This window comes from Aeromonas sp. 603607, from assembly GCF_049171595.1.
GTDB classification, from domain to species: domain Bacteria; phylum Pseudomonadota; class Gammaproteobacteria; order Enterobacterales; family Aeromonadaceae; genus Aeromonas; species Aeromonas veronii.
The window spans coordinates 401,411-418,409 of the sequence record NZ_JAAKOV010000001.1; the positions used below are offsets into that span (position 1 = coordinate 401,411).

The following is a 16,999-nucleotide window of genomic DNA, read 5'->3' on the forward strand; positions in this document are numbered from 1 at the left end:
CGGTAAGGATGTTTTTAGTTAGAGCATCTGCAATATGGCCCAATTCCACCACATGCTTGGCATTCGTCCCTGCTATAGGGAGGTAAGACAGCGGTTGATTCAGCATCTACTTTAATGACTTTGGGAGTTTGATCTTTTGGCGTTAGCTTATGGATCATTTGCCGATATCGGGTTTCCCACTGTTGCAGCTCATAGACTTTATCTTCCAAATCCCTTTGCTTGCTCCCCATGCTACGAATGATGGATGCCTGTGCCTGAGATGCTTCATCCATATCATTGAGCTCAGATAGCAGTCGTTGAATTCGAAGCTCAGCGTGCTCCAATGCTGTAGCCTTTACGTCCCGCTCGTCCACTAAGCACACAGCTTTTTTCAAAAGAGCATCATTTAATACATCAGCATCTTTTATCCGCGTAGCTTGACGCTGATATGAATCATCGCCGCACCATAGCAGTAGTTTTTTGAGTATCCGAATCAGCATTAGCTCTCCTGATAACCACGACCAACCAATAAACGGACTTGCTCAAAATCTGCGATGATATGGTCTTGAAATGCCTTTTTCCGTGCTTTGTTATCCATTGTTATCGCCATCCTCGCTACAAGGTCTCAATCGCCTTGTTCATGGTCTCTTTCAGCAGGGTCCAGTCGTGTGACCAGAAATGCTGTAGCTTCTTGCTGATCTGCTTTTTGCATTCCTCCTCGTCAGGGTCATCACCAAGGTACTTTTTATCGAGCAAAGGCAGTGAATAGACTTGGCTCCATTGTGGGCTGTGTCGTAGTTTTCTCTTCGCTAGAGAAGCAACCTCACTCTGCTCTACGCAGTTAAACAGATGCTCCCGTAATGCCGCATCACTGCTTGGGCCAATCAGCAGTTTCAGCACCAATTTGTCGGTATCGCTAAAAATCTCGAACAACACCACACGACCACTCTTGGTCCAGCCTGATGACAGCATTCCTTTACCATCATCCCAAGGTAAGTAGGCGTAGCGTACTAATGACCGGGTCTCACTATCGAGTTCCCAAGCTTGCTGTTGTGCGGCGGTCGCTATCATTTCCTTCGCCCAATCCCGGCGCTCGGTTCGGCCATCGCCATCAGCAGGTCTGTGCTCAAATATCAGATCCAAGGCTTTCTGGTGCTTCTTGTAAATGCGGCAGCAGAGCTCCGCAATCTCGGTATCTTCCATAAAATATCGCTTGAATAGGGTGATGTAGTGCTCGATGCCGATACGGGCTGATGGCGGGATCTGGTGGCCATAATCAGTGACCAGTTCGCTCAGGCATTCAATCACCTGGGCATAGCTCAGGTTTAACCAGCCATCGCGACTGGCCTCTCTGCCGTCCAGAGTCAAGAAGACAAAGATCTTGCGATGCTCGGGGTAGCGGCGGTTTACGGCCTGCTCGTACCGTTCCAGCTGATTGCCGTGCTCACCGGCATCAATCTTGTTCTCGATAACAAAGACCTGACGGTTTTGCTCGCTCACCAGCAGCAGATCGATACGATCTTGCTCGCGAAATACCTGCAGGTCATCGTAATCACAGAGATCGATATCGAGCAGAGAGACTTCGCCACTACGTCGATCCGGCAAGTCATAGAGCAACCTTGAAAGCAGCGACTCAAAGAAGCGGGAGCCCAAGCCATGGGGCTCACGGGGATTAAAGAGGGTGCCGAGGAAATGGGAGTGGCGGATCTCCTGACGCACCATCCCCATCGCTTCAAACAGATTGAACTCGGAGACCATGCCCCCCAGCTTATCGAGTTCCTTGCTATCGAAAATCAACTCGGTCAGCCAGCGGTACTGTTCGTCATTGCTGGCTGGAGCAATCGCATCAGTCGCCTCGGTTGGCGGCATTGAACTCATGCGGCAGCCTCTTCTGCTGGTGGCTCCCAGCCTCGCAGATCGATCTTGCCGGTGACTGCGGCAGAAATCAGGGCTGTGCGGCGTTCTCTGAGTAGGTCAACTTGATGGATTGCAAAACTTGTTAATTTGTCAAAATAAATATTTCTTGACTCGATATGTTTAACTATCTGATGTTGTTCATCTATTGGTGGCAGCGCAATTGGCACCTCACATATATTACTTAAGCTCAATCCTTCTTTGAGCCCATATTGAACAACATCAAAGAATGAACGACCACCTGACGAGGCAAGACTGAACCCCAAATATTTTGAGCTAATCTTCGACGTCAGCGGGCGAATTAAACTCAAGTGCTGATTTATATATGTTGTCCTTGACAAATTTTCAACAATTGCAACTCGCCCTGTGTTTGCCCCTGTTATGCAAACAACAACATCACCATCAATTAACTTAGTTCGCACACTTTCAGTATTTTCAGGCGGGGTTACACGCTTCGCCTTATCAAGTTCCAAACCAAGTTCATTATTTAGATCACCACTTTGAAGAAATATTCCCCCCCCATTATCTGATATGAAATCAGACCAGCCACGCGGGCCAGAAGTAATGAAAGTAGATACCTGTTTGACACGAATAGATGCCCAATGCTCCGGCACTTGGCCGAGCCACTCGACGCCGGAGTCTTTCATGGGAACATCGGGGTTGAGGCCCTTGGTGACGGCGTGGGAGATCACCGCCTGCCGCTTCTCTTTCAGCAGTTCGATCAGCCGCTGCTGCTGGGCAATCAGCCGATCAATCCGGGCGGTTTCGTAGTCGAGGAAAGCTGCGATGGTCTGCTGTATTGGTAATGTTGGATATACAAATTGAAGATTAGAGATATCACCCATACCCAAATTTGCTTGAGTGTTAGAGTTGCTTTTAATTTGACACTGGTACTGCATCAGTGATGACTGAAAGCTGTAGTAAAAAAATCTACTATCATGTTTGCAGGAATCAACACGAATCACAGCCAGAGGTGACCATACATTAAATTCATTATCTGTCGTCACATGGGCGATTTTACCTACGGAAGCAGCTTTACCAAGCAGAAGATCACCACGCTTAGGTAAACACTTTTTCGCATAGCGTTTATGGTCTTCAATCGAAATGTATCGGCAACCGTCAAACACCAACTTGTTATTCTGAATTGAGTCAATCGACATAAATGGCACACCTTCTTCAATGAAGACTGGTGTCTCATGTGGTCCATCTGTGATGGCTATCTCAAGAGCATGCTTTAACGCAAGTTTATTCCAATCTCTAGGAATACAGCCAAGCCAATCTACCCCCGAATCCTTATATTCCGGATAGGGTTGATATTTCCCCGCCAGCCCTTGCTGAGCAGCATCAACGACTTCACTCATGAATGCACCTCCGCCAGCAGTTGCATAATCTCTTTGGCCACCGCATCCAAATCGGCATCGATCGCTGCTAGCTCGCGGGGTGGCTGGTACTGGTAGAAGTGGCGGTTAAAGGGGAGCTCATAACCGACGATGCCGACCTGACCATCGAGTGGGTCGGTTTTGCTGGTGTCAATCCAGGCATCCGGCACATGGGGCAGCACCTCACGCTTCAGATATTCATGAATGTCTTCCCCCAGCGGCACATTTTCGTTATCCCGCAGATCGGAGTTGGTTTCCGGCTCGCCCTTGGCTTTACACACTTCAGCGGCATCGTCCTGCTCAGCCAAATGGCTTACCAGTAGTTTGAAGGCCGGGGCTGGCAGCTTGACCTCACCCAGCAGCTTGGTCAGTTGCTTTTTGAATTTGTCGCGAGAGAGCAACTTGGCCTCAGCGAACTGGCCCAAGGCAGTGAGAATGGCAGACTGCAGGGTGCCATCGAGCTTGGCCCAGCCCTTGTCGGTGTTAAGGCTAGCGAGCCGCTCGGCATCCTGCGGGTAGAACGCCAGTTTCAGCGGCCGCTCCACGGTGATACGGCGATAACCGAAGGCGGTGGTGGGGAATATCTTGGCGATCGGGCTCGCCTCGAAACGGCTGGCGAGGCGGACGATTTGCTCAATGGCTTCGTCGCTCAGTTGCTTACGCTTGGAGCCCAACGACTTACGCATTGGGCTGTGCAGGTCACTGGCGTTAATGAGCAGCACCTTGCCCTGACGCTCCGCCGGTTTGTGGTTCGACAGCACCCAGATATAGGTGGCGATGCCGGTGTTGTAGAACATGTCGGTGGGCAGGGCCACCAGGGTATCGAGCAGGTCGTGCTCGAGGATATAGCGGCGGATCTCGCTCTCGCCGCTACCTGCCCCACCGGTAAAGAGCGGGGAGCCGTTGAGGATGATGCCGATACGGGAACCTTCCGGCTTCATCTTGGCGATAAGATGTTGCAGGAACAAGAGTGAGCCGTCAGAGACACGGGGCAGGCCCGCCCCAAAGCGACCACTGTGCCCCTTTTGCAGGTGTTCATCCCGGACTTGCTTCTCGACCTTCTTCCAGTCCACCCCGAATGGCGGGTTGGAGAGGCAGTAGTCAAACTTATCCAAGGGCAACTGGTCATCGGAGAGGGTGTTGCCGAGCTTGATGTTGCTGATGTCTTGCCCCTTGATCAGCATGTCGGCCTTGCAGATGGCAAACGACTCGGGGTTGAGCTCCTGGCCAAAGGTGGCGAGACGGGCGGCGGGATTCAACTCGTGCAGGTACTCCATGCCGCAGGAGAGAAAACCACCGGTGCCCGCCGTGGGGTCATAGATGGTCCGCACCACGCCCGCGGTGGTCAGAGCCTCGTCATCAGCCGCAAACACCAGCGAGGTGGTGAGCCTCACGATGTCACGGGGGGTGAAGTGCTCACCGGCGGTCTCGTTGGAGCTTTCGGCAAATTTGCGGATCAGCTCCTCAAACACCAGACCCATGTGGTAGTTATCTACGGTTTCGGGGGAGAGATCGACGTTAGCGAAGTTGCGGACCACCTTGTAGAGCAGGTCGGCATCTTCCAGCAGATCGATGCTGGCGGCGAAGTTGAAGTGCTCGAACACCTCGAACGCCTCACGGGAAAAGCCCCGCACATAACTATCTAGGTTGTCACCGATCTGCTTCTCACCCAGGTTGTCCAGTGTGAGCTTGGCGGTGTTGTAGAAGCTCTGTCCGGCGGCATTGAGCAGCAGCTTATGGCGGGCCAGCTCGGGCAGCGCCTTGGTGCTCTCGGCGGTGGCCAACACTTTTTCACGGGTAGGGGCCAGCACGCACTCAAGACGACGTAACACGGTGAAGGGCAGGATGATGCGGCCATACTGGGACTGCTTGAAATCACCTCGCAGGAGGTCAGCAACCGACCAGATCAGATTGGCAAGGGATGAGATATTGGTTGTCATGGAAACCCCGTGGGACCGCCTTGCGGTCTGAAACAGACGAAATGTCGGGGATTCTACCACGGGAAGCCAGTCATGGGGGTGATATAGGTTGCACTTAACTCCCTGAATGAACGTACATGTCGCATTTTCAAGCGGATCGATTTTGACCTGCTGATGGGGGCGTCCCGTCCGTGGAGCAGACAAGGGAAGCAGCAATATTGTGAACTTGATCCCACTATCGAGATCACATGAAAAAATCTTTGATCGTGGATTTTGCGTTGTTCACAACGAAAACTCGAAATGGGACCTTGGGGAGGAAAAAAGAGGGGTTGTATTGCTTCTGCCGATCCGTATAGTCGGGGTTGTCGGCGGGCAGACGCCCCCGCACACATCGCACCTTGGCTCACGCCATAAGCCCTCGGGGGGCGCCAATTACCCGACCTGATTACCGCCGCTTGGAACGCCTACACAACTGATTTTAGTTCCAGCTGCGGTCATCTAAGAGGAGAGACATCATGTCTCAATCCAGTCAATTAGACCTTGAATATGCCCTGGCCGATGCAGGCCACTCCCTGACTATCGACTTTGCTGCCATCAAAGAGCAGTTCCCCATTATGGATGTCGCCTCGGCCCTGACCGGGCAAGACGTCAAGAAAGTCGGCTCCAACACCTACCGACTGGACGATGCCAGTTGCCCACTATGTGGCCATAACGACTGCTTCACCCTCTATCCTGACGACGATAGCTTCCACTGCTTTAGTTGCGAGGAGAACGGAGATGTGTTCGAGCTTATCGTCAAGAACGGTCTGGCTAGTAACGCCTACGATGCAGCCCGATTGCTTCTGCTGGGCGAGCTGTCAGTCACCCCGACCGTTCGCAAAGTGGTGAAGCTGGAGCAGCCGATCTACACGGCCCCACCTGCTCGCCTGCAAGAACTCTTCAAGCTGGCCACCAACCACTATCAGGCTCGCCTGGATGTAGACGAACTGATGGAGTTGCGTGGCCACTCTGAGGAGGTGCTGGTGGGGCTGGATATCGGCTTCTCAGGTGGCCTGAACAAGGCACTTAAGGATGCAGGATTCAGCCAAGAGGAGCGACTGGCCTCCGGTCTGGTCAAGCTTCGCAACGATGCCCCAGATCTGCTTCGTGACTTCTTCCCGAGCGGTGTCTATGTGTTCCCGCACTTCGACCGCAACGGACAAGTCAGCCGCTTCACTTTCAAGGACCCAAACAAGCAGTATCAGTTCCAGCTGCCGAGTCAGCACTGGCTTAACGGGGTGCAGTTCTACGGAGAAGAGAGCCTGCATGCCCCCGGCCCTGTCGCCCTGGTAGAGGGGGAAAATGACCGCCTGTCGCTGGTGGATGCAGGTTGGCCGGGCCCTGTGCTGGCCACCATCGGGACACTGTCACAGACACAGTTAGAGTGGCTGGGGCGTGAGCTGGCTGACAGTGATGTTGTCACCTTCTTCGACACTGATGACGCGGGCGACAAGTACCGTTCAAAGGTGGCCCAACTCGGTCTCAAACTGACCCAAGTAAAGCTGCCGGATAGCGTCAAGGACATCGACGAATACCTGCATGGCGACAACCCCTTGCCTCTGACCGAGCTGGTGGCGGCATTCACCCTGGTTGAGCCTGTGGCCGAAGCCGAAGCCGAAGCCGAAGCCGAAGCCGAAGCCGAAGCCGTTCAGGACGATGATCAGCAGCCGGAAGTCGTCAAGGTCCTGCCACGTACAACCATCTTTGAAAACGAGCTCAACGATTCGGCCAACGCCGAACGGTTCGTGCAGATGCACGGGCATAACCTGAAGTTCGTCCCTGAGTTAGGTGGCTTTATCTACTTCGATGGTACGCACTGGACCCAGAATGACTTGACGCCCATGATCCTTGCTCAAACCGTGGGCAAAGAGATCCAGGAAATCGGACAGATGTTGATCAAGCAGGCGTGCAAGAAAGAAGAGCTGTCTTGGGCCTATGCCGTGCTCAGACACGGCTCAAGCAGCCTTAACCGGGCAGGCATTCAAAACATGCTGGAACTGGCCAAGCCGATGATGACGGCAAGACTGCACGAACTGAACGCCAATCCGATGCTGTTGGGCACGGCCAATGGTGTCATCGACCTGAAGTCGGGTCGCCTATTGGCACCAAGACGGGCATTCATGATGACCCACCATAGCCCGGTGGCCTATGACCCAGCTGCTGTCTGCCCGCGATGGGAGCAGTTCATCGGCGAGATCACCTGTGGTGATGCCGAGTATGCGGCCTTCCTGCAACGTTGTGTGGGCTACTGGATCACTGGCCGTACCGACGAACAGCTCCTGTTCTTCCTCCACGGGGGCGGCTGCAACGGCAAGAGTACGTTCATGTCGGTCATTCAGCAGTTGCTGGGAGAGTTCAGTCGGCAGATCAGCAGTAACGTCTTGCTGTTCAACCGCAACGGCAATACCGGGCCGAACCCGTCCCTGACCAAGCTGGTGGATGCACGTCTCGTGGTCGCCAACGAGCTGCCTGAGGGGGCCCGTATGGATGAGAACTTGGTGAAGGCCATGACAGGGGATGACGTGATTGTCGCTCGTGCACCCTACGCCAAGAAGGAGATGGAGTTCCGTCCAACCTTCTCTCTGGTGATGGTGGGCAACCACAAGCCCGAGATCCGCGATACCAGCAATGGCATGTGGCGTCGGATGTTGATGCTGCCCTTCAATGCCTCCTTCACGAAGGCACAATTGGACCCCATGCTGATGGAGAAGCTGCGGGCCGAGATGCCCGGCATTCTGAACTGGGCCATCCAGGGCTGCCAGATGTGGCAAGAGCAGAGGCTCAAGGCGTCGATTCCTGCTCGCCTCAAGCAGGATGTCGAGACCTACCGTGCCGAGTCGGATATGGTTGGCTGCTTCCTTGAAGAGTGCACCCAGGCCAGAGCAGGGGCCAAAGTGCCCATGAGCGAGGTCTATGCGGCCTACAGCCGCTGGGCAGAGCAGAACGGTGAATGGGCCATGAAGCAGTTGGCCCTCAAGAAGAAGCTGATGGAGAAGGGCTTTGCAGTCCCCCGCTACAACAGCAAGGCAACCGTCATCGGGTTGACCCTGCTCGATAGCGAGATGGCTGACATGACGGCATCATCCACCAGTAAGACAGAGCTCGGTGCCAACTACACCGTATAACCAAACGAGGGGTCTGCGGGCCCCTCATACTTTGATCTAAAAGTGACGCTCAATATAGAGTGTTTGGTCGTGCATCCAAAGCTGACCTTAACGGAAACATGTTCCTTGTCGCGATAGCTGCATCCCTTACTTAGCAACCATTTTTGCAAGTGTCCGCAGGATTTTGCCCCAGAATCCGAACCAGTAACGCCCGAGGCTCACGTACAGCATCAGTGCCGACTGCAAGCACTTTACCGTCCATATTCGCAGTATATTCAGCCACTACATCACCAAAAGCATTACGCTGCAAAGCAACCTTCTGGCCCTTCTTCACATCGTCCCCCAACTTGACGAGGACTTCTGCAAAGCCACCAGTCGTTGCCCGAATCGAGCTCATTTCATTACCTATGTATGTCTTGTGGCTCTCGGCGGTGGCCCCAAGCTTTCCATCTATCACCTTGTAGTGACGCAATACGTTGAAGGCCCCCTGTAAGCCTCGATCAATCATATCCTGTTGATACACCCGTGGCTCGCCTACTTCTGCGGTTATAGCCGGAATGCCATTCTCAACAAACGTAGTTTCCATCGACCCCGCTTCACCAGGATCCTTTTTAATTTGGTCGGCAGGGAACAGTTCCGCAATGGTCTTTACATCCGCATTGCGATAATCGGCATAAATAAAGAGTGGGTATGCCGTCCCAGTAGACTGAGTGTGATAGTCGATGGCCAAATCGACATTCCCTTTGTAGATTTTGTTCCACATCAGCCATGCCTGACGCTCGGGAGCATTACCTGTCTCTTTACCTGGATGAATCCGGTTGTAATCGATCACATCACCACCGTCAGTCGATATTGCCCATGTACGCGACACTCGCTCTAAACCGGAACGATTGGGGCCAATAACCCCAATGACGGTCCCTTTCATCTTGGCCGGTTCAAGTTGTGCCATCGCCTTTTGTACGATCCGAACACCATTGAGTTCGTCACCATGTACTCCAGCCTGTAGCAATACTTTTTTACCATCGGTAGCCCCTTTGGCCACCATGATCGGCACGTACCAACGTTGACCAGTTCCGGTCTCGACGCCCTCGAACATAAAACGGTGCTGGCCTGTAGCAAGATCAGCGACATCGAGTGCTGAAATCACAGGTATACCTTGGACCTTATCGCCTGTGTACTGGGTGGCTGCATGGGCAACCGAACCAAAAAGTGCTAATCCAACAGCAAACGCAACATAACGCATACGACTCTCCATGATGCTCAATATGATTAGTAAATCCCGACTCGATAAGCTGGCAGGCAGTCCAAGGCTAAAACATGTCGAGGCGACTAAGCTATCAAGGAGATATGTCGAGTATCTACTTTGGGTTAGAAGAAATGTGATGCAAAGACATAGTCTTGGGCACATTGAAGACGAATGAATCCACTCTCCCTTGTGCTGACATGCAAGACCACAAAACCAAATCACATCTGCCGTTTTTGACTTTCCCGTTTTGCCCGCCAACAAAGGAAAATGGACCAAACCAAGCAGTCAATCTGCTGAAATTTCAGCTATTTATAGAACTTTTTCTGTATGAAACATCGTATAAAAAGTTCTTAAAAATGCCAAAATTTCAGCATCTCAGCAGACCCATCTTTCCCTTTATCCGGCATCAGCAAAGGATGAAAGGGCCGCTTCTATCACCTCTTTGAGCTTCTCCAGCGAGACATCCCCTCCGTATCGGTCATAGCTGATCGCCCCGTTGGTGTGGCCCAGGATCGCCGCCGCATACTGCAATGGCACTCCGTGATCTTTGAGGGCGGTTCCCACGGTATGCCGCAGGCTGTGGAAGTCCTTGTCGACGGGGCGATGGCGGCTAAACCACTGCCCCCACAGGTGGCTGTATCCATCCTGGCGATGTGGCAGTTCAGGGAAAAGGCGTCCCCCTATCCTCCCCTTCACAAACTCGATGAAACCGCTCTGGAGGAGGTGTCGATGGAGAGGAACGAGACGAGCACTGTTGGCCGTCTTGAGTTTCTGGTCTGGCCGTCCACTGCGAATATTCAAGCACCATATACCGTCAACCTGTTGCACATCATCGGCATAGAGCTGACAGATTTCGTTGGCACGAGCTCCGGTGAACAGACCCAGCAGAGCAATCCACCTACGGTGGGGCTCTTGCTGCTTAGCCCACCCGATAAACTTGCGACGCTCTTCCGCTGTGTACCCACTTCGTGAGTTCACCTCCTTGGCTCGCTGTAGCTTCAATCCGGCAAAGTGGTTGATGACCCCATCCTGATGGTTAGCCAGCCAGCTAAACAGCAGGGAGAGCTTCTGGAGATACTTGTTGATAGTGGTCGGGCTTTTGCCGGAGTTCAGCAGGTCCTCCTTGAACTTGACCACATCCGCTTTGCCGTAGTCAGCGACCGGTCTATCACCCAGCGCCTTGATGAAGCAGCCGATGTAGTTCTTCTGGTTGCTGAGCTCTTTCGGTGCCCAGGAGAGGGCCTTCTCTTTCAGATAGCGGTCACTCAAGACCGACAGGAGCGGAGCAAGTGGTTTGGCCGCCCGAGCCACCGGCTTGGTGCTCGATTGATTTGGTGGGGTCTCTGATGCCTCAGCAGGCTCAACGCCAGATTTCGGTCTCGAACGCACACAGGCAAGCAGCTTCGCAACAGCTGCACGGGCCGTCGGCTTGTCTCGGGTATGCAGGGATTTTTTGATCTCTTTACGACGACCACAGGGGAGCGTGGTGACTTTCCGGTAATACCAGATGCCGTGGGGACTGAGCCAGAGATTCATCGATGAGCTCCTCGTCGTCCACACAAAGTGGATGACCAAGGGCTTTAGGAGGCTAACTTATTGAATTGCAGAAACAAGTGGTGGCCCTACCAGCCACATCCCGGCACTCGAGTCCCCCGCCTTGGCTGCTACCTTCCGGTCCTGACCAGGTCGACGGGTTATCAATGCGAGAGGACCAATAGGACCACCGGCGAGGAGAATAGGCAAACTGGGCGTTCAATGCAACGGCTTTCTACCCTCCAACAGATCGTTTGCCTTATTTTTCAACAATCTGCCGAATGAATCAGCTAAACAGCATAAATTTCGCCCCCACCAGCAGCATCAGCAGGGCAAAGGCCTGCTTGAGGCGTGTGGGTGACAGGCGGTGTGCCAGCTTGGCGCCAATGCGGGCGAACTGGGTACTGGTCAGCACAATGCCCAGCAGGGCGGGCAGATAGATGTAGCCCACACTCCACTCGGGCAGATCGGCATGATCCCAACCCGCATAGAGGTAGCTGAGGCTCCCCGCCAGCGCGATGGGCATGCTGCAGGCTGCAGAGGCCGCTACCGCATTGCGCATCGGCACCGAGTTCCAGCTCAGGTAAGGGACGGTGAGCGAGCCACCGCCAATGCCAAACAGCGCGGACATCCAGCCTATCACTGTGCCAGCAATGCCGGTGCCGAACGCTCCTGGCAGGTGTCTTTCCGCCTTGGGCTTGAGGTTAAGCCCCATCTGCAGCGCCATAGTCCAGGCGAAGCAGCCGATAATGATATTGAGGGTGCTGGTACTGAGCAGATTGGCCGTCATACCACCGAGCCAGGCACCAACCAGCATGCCCGCCCCCAATCTGCGGATCATCACCCAGTCGACGGCACCCGCTTCCTGATGTGCTCTAAGCGAGCTGAATCCGGTAAAGATCATTGTGGGCAACGAGGTGCCGAGGGCCAGATGGGTAATTATTTCAGGGTCGATACCCTGAGCGCGAAAGGTCATGACCAGCACGGGGACAATGATCAATCCACCGCCAATCCCGAACAGCCCTGCCAGCATGCCGGCAAAGGCGCCCAGCAGGAGGTAACCCATAAACAGCATAAAAATTCCTGTTTTGAACGATAAACGGCCAACACGGCCGGGCAACAGTGGATATCAGCATGAAAAAAAAGAGATGGCGCGAGGGCCATCTCTTCATTGTGCCGCTCAGTTCAGCGGAATGGTACCGTCCATCACCTTGTAGAAGGCCAGCACGGCACAGCCGAGCAGAGCCGCCGTCATCCCCTGCTCCAGCCGGTTAAGGCCACGCAGACCGTGATGCTGACGCGCCTTCCAGTAGATGAAGATGCCCGGACTATAGAGCAGCGCCACCAGCAACAGGTACTCCACACCGGCAGCGTAGACCAGCCAGCAGCCGTAAACGGTCGCCACCAGAGCCAGCAGCAGGTCACGCTTGCGCTGATGGGGTTGACCCTGATAGGTCTCCCCTTTCAATGCCAGCTTCAGGCCATAGGCACCGGAGAAAACGTAGGGCACCAGCGCCGCCGAGGTGGCAATGTTGACCAGCGCCAGATAGGTGCTGCTCTGGAAGTAGATGATGATCAGGAAGATCTGCACCAGACAGGTAGAGCACCAGAGGGATACCTGCGGCGAGCCGTTCTTGTTCTCCTTGGCAAACCAGCCCGGGAAGACGCCGGTCTTGCCTGCGATGTAGGGCACTTCAGCGGCCAGCACGGTCCAGCTGAGTAGCGCCCCCATCACCGACACCACCAGACCGATGTTGATAAGCCAGGCGCCCCAGGGGCCGACTACGGCTTCAAGGATCATGGCGGTCGAAGGATTTTTAAGCGCCGCCAGTTGCGGCTGGCTCATGACACCCAGCGAGAACAGGGTCACCATCACGTAAAGCGTCAGGGCGCCGAGCAGCGCCAGCACGGTAGCACGGCCCACATCCTTGCGATGACGGGCACGGGCAGAAACCACCACGGCCCCTTCAATCCCGATAAAGACCCAGAGGGTCACCTTCATGGTGGACTTGACCTGATCCATCACGGAGCCCAGCTCCATGTTGTTCTGGCCCCAGATATTCAGAGTGAAGGTATCCATGTTGAAGGCCAGCAGGATCGCGACACAGAAGACGATGAGCGGCACCATCTTGGCGATGGTGGTGACGATATTCACCAGCGCAGCGACCTGCACCCCGCGCAGCACCAGCGCATGCACCGACCAGATCAGGATGGAGGCCAGCGTGATGGCGACCGGCGTATTGCCGTCACCGAAGATGACGTTGTCCGGCGTATCGAAGAAGTAGCTCAGGGCGCTAAACACCACGATGGCGTAAGAGACGTTGGCCAGCAGTTGGCAGAGCCAGTAACCCCAGGCGGCGTTGAAACCGATGAAATCGCCGAAACCGGCCTTGGCATAGCTGAAGATACCGCCATCGAGATCAGGGCGGCGCATGGAGAGGTTCTGATAGACCAGCGCGAGACAGATCATGCCCAGACCGGTGATGGCCCAACCCAGGGCGACCGCCCCGGCACTGGCATGTGCAGCAATGTTTTGTGGCAGACTGAAGACCCCGGCGCCGACCATGGAGCCGATCACCAGCGAAATGAGGGCGCCCAGCCCTAGTTTCTTGTCCATTTCAATCCTGTTTATTTAGGCGGCGGCAGAGCGTCCGTATTCATACTGCGCGCAATATGGGAGGGGCTGGGAATCCTGACCCCGTGAAAAAGGCGGCAACTATATTGCATGACTATTCCGACCGCAATCCCTCGTCCCGTCAATCATGCACCGCCTTGACCGCGCGCAATTTTACAGCACTGACCCATATGGCCTGTGAGCTGGCTCAAATTAACCAAGACCCATTGATATTTCTCATTTTTCTGCCAACACAACCTGACTCGCATGGTTCCTATGCATCGCCATTCAGGCGCTCTCTGTATAAATAATCTGCATAAAAAAGCCCCGGTGGAAACACCGGGGCCCATTATGTAAATCCCTATAAACGCAAACCGCCATCCAGTTCTATCATCCGCCCCGACAGATAGTCGTTGGCAAAAATAAAGCTCACCGTCTCGGCCAGCTGTTGCGCCTCGCCAAGGGTGCCGACCGGAATGGCCTGCTGCATCCGCGCCATCGCCTCCGGCTTCATCGCCGCCGTCATGTCGGTGGCAAACACCCCGGGGGCAATCCCCATCACCCGAATGCCATGGCGCGCCAACTCCCGCGCCCAGGTCACCACCAGCGAGGCAACCCCCGCCTTGCTGGCGGCATAGTTGCTCTGGCCAATATTGCCGGCGCGGGCGATAGAGGAGATGTTGATGATGACGCCCCCCTGCCCCCCTTGCGCCATCAGCGCCGCCCCCTCGCGACCGCAGAGGAAGGTACCTGTGAGGTTGACGTCAATCACGCTCTGCCACTGGGCCAGCGTCATCTTCTCCACCAGCTCACCCTCTTTCACCTTGATCAGCATGCCATCGCGCAAAATGCCGGCGCAGTTGATAAGACCGTGCAGCACGCCAAAACGCTCCTTGATGCCAGCAAAAACCGACTCAACCTCGGCTTCGCTCGCCACATTGCAGACAAACAGCTCGCACTGGCTATCTTGATCGCACTGACCATTCTGGCAGTGAACCATGGCGGCGGTCGCCTCCAGATCGGCGCGATTGATGTCGAGCAGCGCCAGCGTCGACCCCTGTGCGCCCAGAGCCAGCGCAATGGCCCGTCCCAAGCCACGTCCAGCGCCGGTAATAACGATGACCTTATCTTTGATATCCATCAATGCTCCTTGTAGCTGGTCGAAGAGAGATGCCTTGAAGAGAGGTGGCCCGTCAGGCGGGATCCTGTTTATCCAGATAGAGTTCGACGATGCTGGAGAAATCGCGGCTCCCCTGCCCCTGAGCGGCATGCAGGTTGAACAGGTTGCGGGCCAGCGCCCCCATGGGCACAGCGCTGTGGCCATGCTCGGCCAGCGCCATGGCCAGCCCCAAATCTTTCACCATCAGCCGAGTCATAAATCCCCCCTGATAGTTGCGGGCGGCAGGGACATTCTCCATCACCCCGGGCCAGGGGTTGTAGCGCTCCAGACTCCAGTTGTTGCCGGAGCTCTTGCCCATGATGGTGGAGAGCACGGCGGGATCCAGCCCCTCCTTCACCCCGAGGGCCAGCGCCTCGGCAGTGCCCGCCATATGGATCGCAAGCAGCATGTTGTTGCACATCTTGGCGATCTGCCCGGCGCCCAGCGTCCCGGCGTGAAACAGGTTCTGCCCCATGCTGGCGAGCAGGGGTTTCGCCGCCTCGAAATCCGCCACGTCACCGCCAACGATAAAGGTGAGCGTCCCGGCGACCGCACCGGCGACACCGCCCGATACGGGGGCATCGATAAAGCGCAAACCGCGGGCGCGGGCCGCCTCCCCGACTTGACGGGCAGAGTCGACATCGATAGTGGAGCAGTCGATCACCAGTGCACCAACCGGCAGGGCAGCCAGCAGATCCTGCCCCTCAGACAACCAAAGATCGCGCACATGTTCCCCCGCGGGTAGCATGCTGATCACCACCTCGCAGCCGGTCACCGCCTCTCGGGCATCCCCCGCTGCGATACAGCCAGCGGCGATGGCGCGCTCAATGTTTTGGGCAACCAGATCAAACACCTGCACCGTGTGCCCGGCCCTGGCCAGATTGGCCGCCATGGGCCCCCCCATGTTGCCGAGCCCGATAAACCCTATCCTTGTCATCCCGCTTGCTCCTTGCGTTGCTGATGGCGGCGTCCGCCGGTTGCCATGATGTTATTCCTTGCAGGCCAACGGATTGCTCCCCTGCGGCCAGCGATAGAACTCATCCAGCCACTCCCCCTCCGGTGGCAACTGTTGCCAGCGGGGATCTTTATCCTTGTCGATCAGCAGTGCCCGTACCCCTTCCACAAAATCCCCCTTCAGCACACAGTTGACCGAGAGGGTCAGCTCCTCGGCAAATACCTCTGCCAGTGAGTTGCGGCGAGCCTGCCAATATTGGCGCCACAAAATGGCACGGCTGATGGGGCTGCCGGTGCGGCAGATCTGCTGCGCCTGCCTGAGTACCGCCTCCTGTTCATCGAACTGAGCCTCGAACAACCGCGCCAATACCCCTTGCAACGTGCGCCCCGCCAGCAGGGTATCGATTCTCTGTTGATGGGGTAGCAGCACAGGCGCAGGCAAGCGAGCCGCCACCTCGCTGTGCAATTCCCTGAGCAGCAAATCGATCTGCTCACGGGGATCACCACTGCCAGTCCACTCGAGCACGGCGAGGCGTGACAACAGCGCACTGCGCTCGCCACTGGCGATGGCGTGATCCGCCAGCCCAAGACCGATGGCATCACTCCCGTTGAAGCGGGCGCCAGTCAGACCGAGCCAGAGCCCCAGCCGCCCCGGCATCCGGCTTAAAAACCAGCTCGCTCCCACGTCGGGGTAGAGGCCTATGGTTACCTCCGGCATGGCGAACAGGCTCTTTTCGGTGACAACCCGAAAATCGGCACCGGCAAACAGGCCAATACCGCCCCCCATGCAGATACCGTCAGCCACGCAGATAAGGGGCTTGCGGTAAGAGTGGATGTGGTGGTCGAGCCGGTACTCCTGCTCGAAAAAGTCGCGGGCATATTCGAACAGTTCCGATCCGCTTGCCTCCTGCTTGCGGTAATAGAAGGAGCGGATATCGCCACCGGCACAAAATGCCTTCTCACCCGCCCCCTGCAGCAGCACACAGACGATGGCGGGATCCTGCTCCCAACGGGTCAGCGTCTGTTGCAGGATCTGGATCATCGGCAGGCTCAATGCGTTGAGAGACGCAGGGCTGTCGAGGGTCAACACCCCGATCTGATGACCATCTTCGGTGGGATAACAGCTAACCTTGACCGGCTCACTCATAAACGGCTCCGT

12 protein-coding genes and 1 other RNA gene are annotated in these 16,999 nt (G+C 55.6%); 1 reads left to right on the forward strand and 12 read right to left on the reverse strand.

Features of this window, described 5'->3' with window-relative positions; translation table 11 throughout:
• Positions 1-14: 14 nt before the first annotated feature.
• The 4 genes from G5315_RS01770 to G5315_RS01785 all read right to left on the reverse strand — a co-directional run bounded on the left by G5315_RS01770 (position 15) and on the right by G5315_RS01785 (position 5,212).
• On the reverse strand, positions 15-479 hold the full coding sequence (locus G5315_RS01770; RefSeq protein WP_201934270.1) for a hypothetical protein: 465 nt from the start codon (positions 477-479) through the stop codon (positions 15-17).
• Positions 480-594: 115 nt separating this feature from the next.
• Complete coding sequence (locus tag G5315_RS01775; protein WP_421332221.1) at positions 595-1,857, reverse strand: PD-(D/E)XK nuclease family protein; 1,263 nt, start codon at positions 1,855-1,857, stop codon at positions 595-597.
• Complete coding sequence (locus G5315_RS01780) at positions 1,854-3,254, reverse strand: restriction endonuclease subunit S (protein WP_421332222.1); 1,401 nt, start codon at positions 3,252-3,254, stop codon at positions 1,854-1,856. Before G5315_RS01780 ends, G5315_RS01775 begins: the two co-directional genes overlap by 4 nt.
• Entirely contained in the window at positions 3,251-5,212 is a 1,962-nt protein-coding gene (locus G5315_RS01785; RefSeq protein ID WP_421332223.1) for a type I restriction-modification system subunit M, read from the reverse strand. Before G5315_RS01785 ends, G5315_RS01780 begins: the two co-directional genes overlap by 4 nt.
• Positions 5,213-5,706: 494 nt before the next feature.
• On the opposite strand from G5315_RS01785, the gene G5315_RS01790 reads away from it, so the two are divergent.
• On the forward strand, positions 5,707-8,355 hold the full coding sequence (locus G5315_RS01790) for a phage/plasmid primase, P4 family (RefSeq protein WP_421332224.1): 2,649 nt from the start codon (positions 5,707-5,709) through the stop codon (positions 8,353-8,355).
• Positions 8,356-8,485: 130 nt separating this feature from the next.
• Here G5315_RS01790 and G5315_RS01795 read toward each other — a convergent pair whose 3' ends face one another.
• From G5315_RS01795 to G5315_RS01830, 8 genes are all read right to left on the reverse strand, one after another.
• On the reverse strand, positions 8,486-9,577 hold the full coding sequence (locus G5315_RS01795) for a M14 family metallopeptidase (RefSeq protein ID WP_421332225.1): 1,092 nt from the start codon (positions 9,575-9,577) through the stop codon (positions 8,486-8,488).
• A gap of 399 nt (positions 9,578-9,976) precedes the next feature.
• Positions 9,977-11,116: a tyrosine-type recombinase/integrase gene (locus G5315_RS01800; protein WP_421332226.1), complete on the reverse strand. Its 1,140-nt coding sequence runs from the start codon at positions 11,114-11,116 to the stop codon at positions 9,977-9,979.
• A gap of 84 nt (positions 11,117-11,200) precedes the next feature.
• Positions 11,201-11,297, reverse strand: an RNA gene (gene ffs / locus G5315_RS01805) — signal recognition particle sRNA small type.
• Positions 11,298-11,399: 102 nt separating this feature from the next.
• Positions 11,400-12,188: a sulfite exporter TauE/SafE family protein gene (locus tag G5315_RS01810; protein ID WP_219264012.1), complete on the reverse strand. Its 789-nt coding sequence runs from the start codon at positions 12,186-12,188 to the stop codon at positions 11,400-11,402.
• Positions 12,189-12,293: 105 nt separating this feature from the next.
• Positions 12,294-13,730, reverse strand: a complete 1,437-nt coding sequence (arcD, locus tag G5315_RS01815; RefSeq protein ID WP_421332227.1) for an arginine-ornithine antiporter — start codon at positions 13,728-13,730, stop codon at positions 12,294-12,296.
• 358 nt (positions 13,731-14,088) lie between these two features.
• Entirely contained in the window at positions 14,089-14,868 is a 780-nt protein-coding gene (locus tag G5315_RS01820; RefSeq protein ID WP_224969948.1) for an SDR family oxidoreductase, read from the reverse strand.
• A 52-nt stretch (positions 14,869-14,920) separates the two neighbouring features.
• Positions 14,921-15,823, reverse strand: coding sequence for a 3-hydroxyisobutyrate dehydrogenase (gene mmsB / locus G5315_RS01825; protein ID WP_421332228.1), 903 nt, complete (start codon positions 15,821-15,823; stop codon positions 14,921-14,923).
• A gap of 51 nt (positions 15,824-15,874) precedes the next feature.
• Complete coding sequence (locus G5315_RS01830) at positions 15,875-16,987, reverse strand: enoyl-CoA hydratase/isomerase family protein (RefSeq protein ID WP_421332230.1); 1,113 nt, start codon at positions 16,985-16,987, stop codon at positions 15,875-15,877.
• Positions 16,988-16,999: the final 12 nt, after the last annotated feature.